Annotated in this window: 9 protein-coding genes and 3 pseudogenes; 3 read left to right on the top strand and 9 right to left on the bottom strand. The window is 69.6% G+C overall.

Annotated elements, in window-relative coordinates; all coding sequences use genetic code 11:
- The first annotated feature begins 26 nt into the window (after nt 1-26).
- Nucleotides 27-2,318, top strand: coding sequence for an ACP S-malonyltransferase (gene fabD, locus CCN51_RS19195; protein ID WP_086859830.1), 2,292 nt, complete (start codon nt 27-29; stop codon nt 2,316-2,318).
- A 115-nt stretch (nt 2,319-2,433) separates the two neighbouring features.
- Here fabD and merB read toward each other — a convergent pair whose 3' ends face one another.
- On the bottom strand, nt 2,434-2,778 hold the full coding sequence (gene merB / locus CCN51_RS57535; RefSeq protein ID WP_274383932.1) for an organomercurial lyase: 345 nt from the start codon (nt 2,776-2,778) through the stop codon (nt 2,434-2,436).
- Here merB and CCN51_RS19185 point away from each other — a divergent pair.
- Nucleotides 2,777-3,511 (top strand): annotated as a pseudogene (locus CCN51_RS19185) (IS630 family transposase); the annotation flags it as partial. The gene merB and the pseudogene CCN51_RS19185 sit on opposite strands and share 2 nt — an antisense overlap.
- 10 nt (nt 3,512-3,521) lie before the next feature.
- On the opposite strand, the gene CCN51_RS19180 reads toward CCN51_RS19185, so the two are convergent.
- The 5 genes from CCN51_RS19180 to CCN51_RS19160 all read right to left on the bottom strand — a co-directional run bounded on the left by CCN51_RS19180 (nt 3,522) and on the right by CCN51_RS19160 (nt 8,422).
- Complete coding sequence (locus CCN51_RS19180; protein ID WP_014182210.1) at nt 3,522-4,493, bottom strand: cyclase family protein; 972 nt, start codon at nt 4,491-4,493, stop codon at nt 3,522-3,524.
- A gap of 14 nt (nt 4,494-4,507) precedes the next feature.
- Complete coding sequence (locus CCN51_RS19175) at nt 4,508-5,263, bottom strand: IclR family transcriptional regulator (protein ID WP_014182209.1); 756 nt, start codon at nt 5,261-5,263, stop codon at nt 4,508-4,510.
- A gap of 130 nt (nt 5,264-5,393) precedes the next feature.
- Nucleotides 5,394-5,675 carry a hypothetical protein gene (locus tag CCN51_RS19170; RefSeq protein WP_014182208.1) on the bottom strand — a complete coding sequence of 94 codons (282 nt, stop codon included), beginning with the start codon at nt 5,673-5,675 and terminating at the stop codon, nt 5,394-5,396.
- Between the two features lie 15 nt (nt 5,676-5,690).
- Nucleotides 5,691-7,028, bottom strand: coding sequence for a TRAP transporter large permease subunit (locus tag CCN51_RS19165; protein ID WP_014182207.1), 1,338 nt, complete (start codon nt 7,026-7,028; stop codon nt 5,691-5,693).
- The gene (locus CCN51_RS19160; protein ID WP_014182206.1) at nt 7,025-8,422 is read right to left on the bottom strand and encodes an RraA family protein; all 1,398 of its coding nucleotides are present in this window, start codon (nt 8,420-8,422) and stop codon (nt 7,025-7,027) included. Before CCN51_RS19160 ends, CCN51_RS19165 begins: the two co-directional genes overlap by 4 nt.
- Nucleotides 8,423-8,670: 248 nt before the next feature.
- On the opposite strand from CCN51_RS19160, the pseudogene CCN51_RS60005 reads away from it, so the two are divergent.
- Nucleotides 8,671-9,028 (top strand): annotated as a pseudogene (locus CCN51_RS60005) (hypothetical protein); the annotation flags it as partial.
- Between the two features lie 231 nt (nt 9,029-9,259).
- On the opposite strand, the gene CCN51_RS19150 reads toward CCN51_RS60005, so the two are convergent.
- From CCN51_RS19150 to CCN51_RS19135, 3 genes and pseudogenes are all read right to left on the bottom strand, one after another.
- A complete protein-coding gene (locus tag CCN51_RS19150) occupies nt 9,260-9,730 on the bottom strand; it encodes a hemerythrin domain-containing protein (protein ID WP_043488306.1) in 471 nt (156 codons plus the stop codon).
- Nucleotides 9,731-10,135: 405 nt separating this feature from the next.
- Nucleotides 10,136-10,486 carry a hypothetical protein gene (locus tag CCN51_RS19145; RefSeq protein WP_043492744.1) on the bottom strand — a complete coding sequence of 117 codons (351 nt, stop codon included), beginning with the start codon at nt 10,484-10,486 and terminating at the stop codon, nt 10,136-10,138.
- A 449-nt stretch (nt 10,487-10,935) separates the two neighbouring features.
- A pseudogene (locus CCN51_RS19135) lies at nt 10,936-11,185 on the bottom strand (glyoxalase); the annotation flags it as partial.

Genomic DNA, 11,185 nt, shown 5'->3' with positions numbered 1-11,185 from the left:
CCCCTCAGCACCCCCAGGAGGGCACCATGAAGGTATATGGATTCCCCGGTCAGGGCAGCCAGGCCAAGGGGATGGGAAAGGACCTCTTCGACGAGTTCCCGGAACAGACCGCGGTGGCGGACGCCGTGCTCGGGTACTCGATCAGGGAGCTGTGCACCCAGGACCCCCGACGGGAGCTGAAGCTCACCCAGTTCACCCAGCCCGCGCTGTACGTGGTCAGCGCCCTGACCTGGCTGCGGAAGCTGCGCGATGACCCCACCCCGCCGGACTACCTGGTGGGGCACAGCCTCGGCGAGTACGTCGCGCTGTTCGCCGCCGGGGCCTTCGACTTCGAGACCGGCCTGCGGCTGGTCAAGCGCCGCGGCGAGCTGATGAGCGGCGCCGACGGCGGGCGGATGGCCGCCGTGCTGGGCTGCGACCTGGACCGGGTGGAACAGGCGCTGCGCGACCACCAGCTGACCGGCCTGGACATCGCCAACCACAACGCGCCCGTCCAGTTCGTCCTCGCCGGGCCCGCCGACCAGCTCGATCTGGCCAAGCCGGTGTTCGAGGGGCTCGGTGCACACTTCGTGTCGCTGAACGTCAGCGCCCCCTTCCACTCGCGCTATCTGCGCGAGACCGCCGACGAGTTCGCCCGCTACCTCGACGGCTTCACGCTGCGCGACCCCGACATTCCCGTGATCGCCAACGTGGACGCCCGGCCGTACCGGCCTGGTGAGGTGAAGCGGACGCTGGCCCGGCAGATCGCCTCGACGGTGCGCTGGACGGACACGGTCAGGTACCTCATGGGCAAGGGCGAGTTCGAGTTCGAGGAACTGGGACCGGGCGCGGTGCTCCGCAAGCTGGTCACCAAGATCAAGGCCGAGGCGGAGCCGCTGGTCACCGAGCCACAGGTCCCCGAGCAACCTGTCGCCGAGCCACGGGCCGCCGAGCAACCTGTCGCCGAACGACCGGTAACCACGCCACCGGTCGCTGAGGCTCCGGTCACCGCGCCACCGGTCGCCGCCGAGGTGGCCGCCGCCCCTGGCGCGGTCGGGGCGGAAACCCTGGGCGCCGGGACCTTCCGGGAGCGCTACGGCCTCCGTTACGCCTGCCTGGCCGGTGCCATGTACGGCGGGGTGTCCGGAGCGGAGCTGCTGGTGCGGCTGGCGAAGTCCGGCGGGATGGGCTTCTTCGGGAGCGGCGGGCTGGCCCTGGACGAGGTCGGGGCAGGGCTCGACGCGGTGCGGGCCGCCCTGGGCGCCGACGGGGCGTACGGAGCGAACCTGCTGCACCAGTACGCCGACCCGGAACGGGAGTCGGCGCTGGTCGACCTGTTCCTGCGGGCCGGTGTGCGCACCATCGAGGCATCCGGCTTCCTGCGGATCACCCCCGCGCTGGTCAAGTACCGGCTGAGCGGGGGCAGGGTGCTGGCCAAGGTGTCCAGCACCGATATGGCGGCCTCGTTCCTGGAACCCGCGCCGCGGCGCATCGTCCGGCAACTGCTCGACGAGGGGCGGATAGCCGCCGCGGACGCCGAGCGCTTCGCGCACCTGCCGATGGCCGACGACCTGTGCGTGGAGGTCGGCGCCGGCTGGTACGACGCCACCGGCACGCTGGCCACGCTGCTGCCCGCCGTGGTCCGGCTGCGGGACGCCCGGGCCGCACGGGCCGGAGCCGGGCCGAGAATCCATGTGGGCGCGGCCGGCGGGATCGGCAGCCCGGAGGCCGCGGCCGCCGCGTTCGTCCTGGGCGCGGACTTCCTGGTCACCGGCTCGATCAACCAGTGCACCCCGGAAGCGGCCACCAGCGAGGCCGTCAAGGACCTGCTGCAGGAGGTGGAGGTCCATGACGTCGCCCTCACACCCGCCCCGGAGATGTTCGAACTGGGGGTGCGGGCGCAGGTGGTCAAGCGCGGTGTGCTGCTCCCGGCGAAGGCGGGGAAGCTGCACGAGCTGTGGCGGCGCCACGACTCCTTCGAGGACATCGACGCGCCGACCCGCCGTCGGATCGAGGAGAAGTTCCTGCACGGATCGTTCCACGAGGCCGCCGCCGCGGAGTCGGACGCAGGGCCGGGTGCCGACGGCAAGCGGCGGATGGCCACGGCCTTCCGGTCCTACCTCCACCGCGGCTTCCGGCTGGCGCTGCGCGGGGACCCGGGGCGGAAGGTCGACTACCTGGTCTACTGCGGTCCCGCGATGGGCGCGTTCAACTCCTGGGTGGCCGGCACCGGTCTCGAGCCGTGGCGCTCCCGCCATGTCGACACCATTGCGGAGCACCTGATGTCCGAGACGGCTGCCCTGTTGCGGGACCGAGCGGCCCGCTACAGCTCCAGATGACGGTAACGGGAGAGGGTTCCACCGTGAGTTCGCATGACGGCGTCGATGTGTCCGGGCAGACGGTCGTGGCGCCGCCCCCCTGACCTGCACCCGGCGCGGCAGGCGGATCGAGACCTCAGTCAGGCAGTCCCCAGAAGGATCCGTGCAGGCCGACCTCGGCGAAGTAGGCGGTGGCGGAGGCGGGGTCGCGGCGGGTGTAGCCCGGTTCCAGGCGTCCGGTGTACCAGTCGCTGGCGAAGCGCCACAGCGTGCCCAGATCCATGAGGTAGCCGCACTCCTGGCCCGTCCGCTGCAGCCAGGTGTGAACGCAGTCGGTGGAGCAGAACAGGCGCTGGTTGCCGCAGGTGTGCACGACGTCGTCCCAGGCCCGGTGCATGGGGGTGAGGAAATGGGCCACCTGGTCGCCTGGCGGGGGCGCGTCCCGGCCGACTGCGTAAGTTGGTAGTCGTTCGGCATTGATGGCCCGGGTGGCGAGGATGGGACGGCCGAAGGCCGAGCTGGTGCTGACTGACGATGAACGCGAGACGTTGACCCGCTGGGCCAGGCGTCGTACCTCCTCGCAGGCCCTGGCCCTGCGGTGCCGGATCGTGCTGGAGAGCGCGGCCGGGGCGACGGACAAAGACGTCGCCGCCCGGCTCGGTATCGAAGCGCACACGGTCAGCCGGTGGCGGGCCCGCTTCGTGCGTGACCGGCTGGAAGGGCTGAGCGACGAGCCGCGTTCCGGTGCCCCCAGGAAGATCACCGACGAGCAGGGCGAGGAAGTGATCGTCAGGACACTGGAGGCCACCCCGAAGGACGCCACGCACTGGTCAACGCGCTCGATGGCTGCCGAGGTGGGCCTTTCACAGTCGGCCGTCTCCCGGATCTGGCGGACATTCGGCCTCAAGCCGCACCTGGTGGACACCTTCAAGCTGTCGAAGGACCCCCAGTTCATCGAGAAGGTCCGCGATGTGGTCGGACTGTATCTGGCCCCGCCCGAGCACGCGCTGGTGCTGTGCGTGGACGAGAAAACCCAGATCCAGGCGCTGGACCGCTCGGCTCCGGTGCTGCCGATGATGCCGGGGATGCCCGAGCGCCGTACCCATGACTACGTGCGCGGCGGGGTCACTACCCTCTTCGCCGCTTTGAACACGGCCACCGGCGAGGTGATCGGCCAGATCCACCGCCGGCACCGGGCAGTGGAGTTCAAGAAGTCCATGCGTACTACCGCAGGGCGGTGGCATTGGCGGGGGAGCCGACTCCGCCGGCCAGGTTGAGGGGTTTGACGGTGAGCAGGCTGTCCCAGCGGCCGGTGGCGCGGCAGTCCATGGCAAGGGCATTGAGGTGCCACAGTTCGCCCAGCGGGAGACCCAGTTTGGCGATCAGTTCCTGATGCATCATGCCGTCGTCCTCGGGCGCACTGTGGCGGAAGTCGCTGGTGTCCAGTACGGGCAGGACCTCTACGGCGAAGGTGTCGGTGGCCATCAGGGCGATGCGGTGGTCCCAGCACCAGGCGGCGAAGGTACGGCTTTGAGCGAAGCCGGTGGCGCGTCGTTGCGCGCGGGCTTCGGCGCGTTCCGCAGGAGTGGCGCTGAGGTACCAGTTCGCCCAGCCGGTGTGCACGAGGAGGAGGTCTCCGGGTTCGACGCGGCAGCCTTGCTCTTTGAGGGCGTCATCGAGGAGGTCGGTGGTGAGGGCGGGGCCCTCGATGTGGGAAAGGGGCGTGCCGCGGTTACGGAGCAGGCCGTCGATGTCGATCAGGAGTCCGCGGCCGGCCAGGGGCACTTCGGCCCACAACTGTACGCCCAGGCGGGGACTGCGCGGGGTGATCGCGTCATCGGGTACGCCGTTGTAGAAGCCGTGTCCGGAGGCGCGGCGGTGGCGCAGTCCGTCGATCTGGGTGCTGGCCTGGAGGTGGAAGTTGTCGAGGACGTCGTCGCGTGCCTGGTCGTGTTTGGCGGTGATGCGGTGGTGGGGGATGCCGCGGGCCTTGGACATGGGTGGGTCGAAGGCATCGAGCGGGTAGTCCAGGTTGAAGGCGTGGCCTTCGACGATGTTGGCGGCCGCGCGGCGGATCTGGGACGGGCCGGCGAAGTTGGCCATGCCGCGTTCGGGGTGGTGGGGGAAGAGGTGCCAGCTGGATCCGGCGGGAGCGTCGGTGCGCTCGGTGAGCTGTTGGTAGGTGGGCAGTGACACGGGGCGGCTTTCTGTCAGGGGCAGCGGGCGGCGATCGCGTCGGCTGCCCGGCGTACTTCGCTGATGAGGCGGGCGTGGTCGTCTTCGGTGGGTTCGTCGCCGGGGCCGCTGATGCTGACCGCGCCGAGGACGTCCTCGCCGTGGCGGATGGTTGCACTGACGGCGGTGACGTTCAGGACGCGTTCGCTCAGCGACAGGGCGTAGCCGGTTTCCTTGACGTGGCGGAGGTCGGCGGCCAGGTCGTCGGCGGTGACGTGCTCGCCGGAGATCCGGGTGAAGGGCGTGGACCGGTCGATGAGTGTGCGGAGTTCGGTGTCGGGCAGCCACGCGGCCAGGGCCTTGCCGGCGCCCAGGTGCAGGGGGAGCTTTTCGCCGATGGGGAGCTGGTAGCGCAGGGGGTTGCGGCCCTGGACGCGTGCGATGAGTACCCGTGAGAGGGCGACGCGCACGTACAGGCTGGCCGTCAGGTCGGTGGTGGCGGCCAGTTCCTGCAGGACGGGGAGGGCGACTTGGCTGAGGCGATTGTTGACCAGGAAGGCGTGGGCGGTGGCGACGGCGGCGGGGCCGGCCACGTAGCCGGTTTCCTCCTTGGCTGCGTAGCCGCGCTCGATGAGCACGTTGAGGATGCGCTGGGTGGTGGCGACGTGCAGGTCGGCGCGGCGTGCGACGTCGCTCAGGCGCAGTGGCTGCCGGGTGTCCTCCAGGACGCCCAGGACGTCGAAGGCCCTGTCGAGGGACCGCATCGCGGAGGCGGGGGAGGAAGTGGCCATGGTGGTGCTCCTGGATGGTCGGCTCGGCATGCGAGGTTCTTGATAAGAGTTATCAGCATGTGAGCGGGGTGTGGATCGCACAAGCTCCATCCAGGGAGCGGTGCCCTATTCCGTGTCCTGTTCCGTGTCCTTATTCCGGCCGGGTCGCGGTGGCGGCCTGCTTGGGGAGGCGGTCGCCGGTCGCGTTGTCCGGTGATCCCTTTGGCCGCTCGTAGGAGAGAACGAAGGAGAGGATGCCGCAGATGCTCGCGGCGATGCAGGTGGGCGGTTGGACGTCGGATTGGACATTCGCCACCCACTGGGCGTCGCCGAGCGCGATGCCGAGGGCCTGGCCGATGACGATGACGACGCCACCGGCGAGAAAGACGAGGATGCTGAGGCGGAAGAGCGGTTGCAGCAGACGATCAGCCATGGTGCGGGCTCCGGTTCAGACGGGCAGGACGCCGGTGGCCACCGCGGCGCCGATGAGCAGGATGGGAATGCAGTAGTACGTGAGCAGGGGTATGAAGGTGCGGGCCGGGTCGATGCCGGCGATGCCGCTGGCGACGTAGATCGGGGCTCCCGACGGCGGGGAGGCGCCCTCGGTCGAGGCGAAGATGAGGGCGGCGACGCAGGCGGTGGTCGGCGGCACTCCGGCCCCGACGAGGGAGGAGACCGCGACCGGACCGATGGCGGCCATGGTGGCGCTTGCGGTGAGCGGAATGGCCACGCCGACCACGAGGACGCCCACGATGAGCGCCATGGCCCACCGGGGAGCGTCTACCCCGGCCAGCAGATCGGTCAGCTGCTGGGGCAGCCCGAGTTCGCCGAGCACGTTGGAGGCGGAGAAGGCCGCCACGATGGTGACACCGATCACCCCGAACTGGGGGGCCGCGTTGCCGAGCACCTGCCACCACTCACGGCCCGAGCGCGGAAGATGACGCCGGCCCAGGATCAGGACCGTGGCGATCAGCAGGACGGGGATCCAGGTGATCAGGCTGATGGCGTCCGACATCTTGGTGCCGACCCAGTCGCTCAGGGCACCACCCGAGGGGCCCCGGGTCAGCAGCAACGGCACCACGATCGCGGTGAACAGGAACAGACTCGTCCATCCCGCGCTCAGGCTGGTCCGCAGGGGCAGCAGGTCGGCACGGTCCATGGGCTGGATCTTGTGGCGGCGCACCATGATGAACGCGGCAACCATCCGATAGCCCAGACACCACAGGCCCCCCAGGAACAGGGGCAGCACGATGTCGTCGGTGGTGGCCAGGGAAGCCACACCGGCCGAGCCCATGAGAATGAACATGGTGGAGCTGAAGGGGAAGGTCACGCCCATGCCGGCGCCGCCGGCCGCGACGGTGGCGGCGAGCTCGCCACTCACCTTCGAACGCTTCATCCAGGGGATCGTCACCGACCCGACGGCCGCGGTTACCGCCGCCCCGACGTGGGCGATGGCGCCGAAGAGGCCCGCGGCCACGGTGGAGGTGTAGATGGGACCTCCCCGCACTCGGCCCAGCAGGGAGTTCAGGATGCCCAGCAACTGATCCAGCACCGGTGTGCGGGAGAGCAGGTAGCTCATGAAGACGAAGGCCAGAGCGGCGAAGGTGACCTCCTCCTGCATGGCCTCGGCGAACCCGCTCCACATGACGTGGCCGATGTCGCCCCCGGAGAACAGGCCCGTGACCACGAACCCGACGATCAGCGCCTCGCCGATGTTGCGCTTGAAAACGGCGTTCCACACGATGATGGCCACGATGTAGCAGCCCAGTGCCCATACGGCGATCACGACGCTCCTCCTGGCGTGACAGTGGCGGCGGCCACGGCACGGATGCTGCTGCGCCGTCGCGCTTCCTCGGCTTCCACCTCGCGTGCGGCGGCCAGCACGGAGGCTGCCCGGTCGGCCGGGACGATCGCGACGCCGTCGCCGTCTCCCACGACGAGGTCGCCCGGCTGGCAGACCACACCGCCCACGGCGACCGGCACACCCACCCGGCCGGGTCCGAACTTGTACGGGCCGGCCGGGGTAACCGCACGCGCCCACACGGGGAAGCCCATCTCGGCCAGGACCTCGACGTCGCGGGCGGCTCCGTCCAGCACCATGCCCACCACGCCCCGGGCCCGGGCACGCTCGGCGATCAGTTCGCCGATCAGCGCGCGGGAGGCATCGCCCTCGCCGTTGACGACAATCATGTCACCCGGCTCGGCGATCTTGACTGCCTCGTGGATCGCCTGGTTGTCCCCGGCCCGGGTCCACACCGTCAACGCACGGCCCACGGCCCGGGCACCGGGCCATATGGCGCTGATGCCGGAGTCCAGCAGTCCGAGTCGTTCCGTGGCATCGCCGATGTTCGCCGTCGGCAGTCCCTGGTAGCCGGTCAGCACCTCGGGCGTCACGGGTGCGGTGTTCCGCAGGCCCTGGGGGCGGCCCGCGAGCGAGTGGAACTGGCTGATGGCCTGGACCAGCTTCGCGTCGAGACCGAGTTGCGTGACGAGCTCAGCGGCCGCCGACGTCTCGCGCGCTCGCCGGTCCGCGTGCTTGTACGTCCCCTCGTACAGCCGCTCCAGTGCCGCCTCGCCGCCGGCGAGCTCCGCCGCGATCTGCGTACGAACCCACGGTTCGTCGCCGGCTGCCCGCCCCGCGTCCACGGCTTCCACGATGATGGCCCCCAGCCCCTTCATGAACAGGCTGCGCAGCAGTTTGCGTGCCGAGGCCGCTCCCGGCTCGGCGCCCAGGTCCTCGACCGGAGCCCCCAGCGTGCCGAAGTGGTCGGCGATCACCGATGCCCCCTGGCCGCTGGCCACCAATGCGGTCCCGTGACGGTACTTCGGCACCGAACCGATCACGGAGACGTCTGCGAAGATCGCGGAGGAGGATCCTGCGATCACATCAGCGATCTTCCGCTTCAGCTCCGGTGCCCCGGCGTTCATATCCGCGTACACGGTCGTGGCCTGCAAATGCGGGGCTGTCTCCTCCGCCACGGCCAGCGCCGCTTTCGCGCCGGTCAGGCCGAGCACCAGGTCACAGCCCTGAACCGCATCGGCCGCGGAGGCCATCCGTTCGACACCGGCCGGGGTGGCCACATCGCCTGGATCATATCCGGCCACCTGCCAGCCGTTCTTCAGGAAACCTGCCGCATACACGGCGCCAGCCTCACCGAGGCCCAGAATTCCAACCTTCATCCAGCTTTCCTTTCTCATACAATGAGAAGATCTATCACTGTGTGCGGGAGGATGTTGCTCTGGCGTTAAGCGGGCGTCAAGAGCTGGGGAATGATCGATCAAAATGAGCCACCCGGCGGGCGCCACTGTCGGTCCAACCCCTGGCGCCGTCTCAGGCTCGGACGGGGTCGGCGTGGAGACCGGCGGGGTGTGCGGCGCGCAGGTACCGCATCGCGGTGATGGGGCTGATGTCGAATGGGCGGAGAGAGGTGGGGCGGGTCCGCGGTGTGCTTGGCCTCGTCGAGGATGCTGTCCGCCCGCAACCAGTTGACCTGCGAGCCCTGCCGGTGCAGCGACAGCAGGCACGGGATTGGTGTTGGTCGGCCATCGCCGATACTGCTCAGCCAGGCCAGCTCAAGGCCGCCGCGCTGATTCAGACCCTGGTGAAACTCCCGGCCTGGAGCACGCGAACGAGGCCTTCGCTTGGCACAGCGCTGAAGCTTTCCTCGCTCTGAGCGGACGCCGCCTCAGCTACCCCCGAAGGACGCGGTCGCACTCGTCCACGATGCGTCGGCAGGCTCCCTGGGCTTCGCCCGGATCGCCCGCCGGCTTCGGGACTGGACCACCCGGGTCTTGCAGCCGCCGAGCACGCGAGACGGCGGTCGACGGTGCGCCGACCACGCTCGCAACGCCAAATTCGAGGCACTCAGCGGGCAGGCGGAGAAGACAGCCGTAGCTGCTCCGCCAGGTGGGTGCCGGGCGTCTCGCTCTGCTCGCGCGGAGAGGACCGCTCAGACATCGCCTCGTACCCGAGCGCGGCCGGCTCACCTCCGCTCGCGCGGAACGGAGGCGGCCCGGTCACAGCGGGCCCAGCACGTCCCTGAGTTCGGCTGTCAGATCGAAGGTCTCAAGCACGGTGAGCAGTTGTCTCTCCTCGTAGCGGAAGTGGTTCTCCATGATCGCGGCGATACCTTCGAGGTGGTGGTCGAGCTCCTCAGGCGGTGCGGCCCGGTCGACCGCGGCGCGAAGGTTGCCGAGCAGGTGGGCGATCATCGAGTGATCCTGCTCAAGCGCGCGAAGCACCGGGCGCAACTCCGGGTGCGCGGCTGCGATGGCGGGGAACAGGGTGCGGTCTTCGCCTTGGTGGTGGCCGTCGAGGGCCGCGCAGAAGCCGTGGCAGTACAGCAGCAGTTCACGGGTGGCCGCCTCACCAGGGCTGCCTTCGGCGAGGGAATCGCGGGTCACGCGCAGCGCTTCGCGTAGTTGGTTGTGGACCCGACGTAGTTCTCGACTCCAGGCGATGAGCCTGGTCGTCTCGCGCTCAATCACGCGAGAGCGAAGGGTGCGACGCGTGCAACGTCGGCCTCCTTCGATCCGGCGCCTCCATGCCTGACCAGTCTGCCACCGGCACGCGACGCTTACCCAAGCATATCGCGCCTGCTGCCCGTGGTCCGGTCTTTGATCATCACTGGCCACTGGCCACTGGCCACCGGGCACCCAGCGACTGGTATCCGCGCTTCCTCAACCCGGTCGTCGCGGAGTCGCTCCTCCGCCGACAAGCGTCCGAAGAACCCTGCTGACAAGCCGTCGGCCACCTGACGCTCCGGCCTGTTGTCCTTGTTCCCTCCTGCGGCACGGACTCCGCCCCCCCCGCACCGTGGTTGACGTGCTATCAGGAGGGGCGACGGCCGAGGGCTACCCCGTGAGTGCGCGCGGCTCAGGCCAGCCCTGGGTTCACAGCCACCGCTTGGCTGCTTCGACACTGTCGCCACCGCTGGTGTTGAACGCGATCGCGGCCTTCGGCGCATGCCGACGGACCAGGTTCACGACCTGCTCGAAGAGCGGCAGAAGAGGCTCCGGCTTGCGGATCCCGCCACCGATGACGACGACGTCCCAAACGCGCTCGGACAGCGCCGCGATCATCGTGGACACAGCTGACTCGTCCAGCGCAATCAGCGTCATGGATGCATCGATGGAATGGTCACCAAAGCGTGCCAGTTCCTGGTCGAGGGCCGCGCGGATGGCGTCCCCGTCCATACCAGGCACTGCGTGCGGATCGATGCCAAGAATGAGAACGGAGGGCATGTCCCGGAAGACGATCAGCTGCCTGTTCTGGTTCCCGACACACAACACTGCCGTCCGAGCGCCAGGACGGCTGAGAGCGGACGGCCACGTGCGTCGCGCTCACCAGGTCGGCCTCGGAGCCCTGGCTCAGAGGCACGAGGCCCGGAGCGGCGGTTTTGATGATGTCGTGGATCCGCCCGGCGAGGACCCGGTCCGCCTCCGGCATCTCGGCGATCTTCGCGAGCATGTCCCGCTCCGCCGCCGCCTCCTTCTCCGCCCGGGACGAACCGCGCCGCGCCGCCGCCTTCTTCTCCGCGCGTGCGTGCTCTTTCAGCGCGGCCGCTCCTCGATGGTGAATCCGTTGTGCTTCTCGGTGGCCGTGCCGGAGTCCTCGGCGGGCGACTTCGCGGGTGGTGTGGCAAGTTTCCTCTCGTACAGGGTCAGGCGGGGCGGGATTGCGGGGCCGGGAGTCAGGACGGCGTGGGGGCGAGCGACGCGGCAGCCTCCCAGGCGAACCCGTCGGGGTCGGTGAAGGTGTCGGCGGTGCTGCCGAGGACGATGCGGTGCGAGCCGGTGCCGTCGGCGGGGACGCCGAGGTCCTTGGCAAGGGCACGGCGCTTGTACAGCGCCAGCTTGACGGGGCTGGACTGACCGGGGGCGAACTCGGCGTACTTGCCACCGAAGCTCTTGGCCACGGCCAGGCCCCGGCCGACGTAGAAC

It is taken from the genome of Streptomyces milbemycinicus, from assembly GCF_002154605.1.
GTDB classification, from domain to species: domain Bacteria; phylum Actinomycetota; class Actinomycetes; order Streptomycetales; family Streptomycetaceae; genus Streptomyces; species Streptomyces milbemycinicus.
Note: the sequence above shows the minus strand (reverse complement) of the source record. Positions and strands in the feature narration are given on the sequence as shown.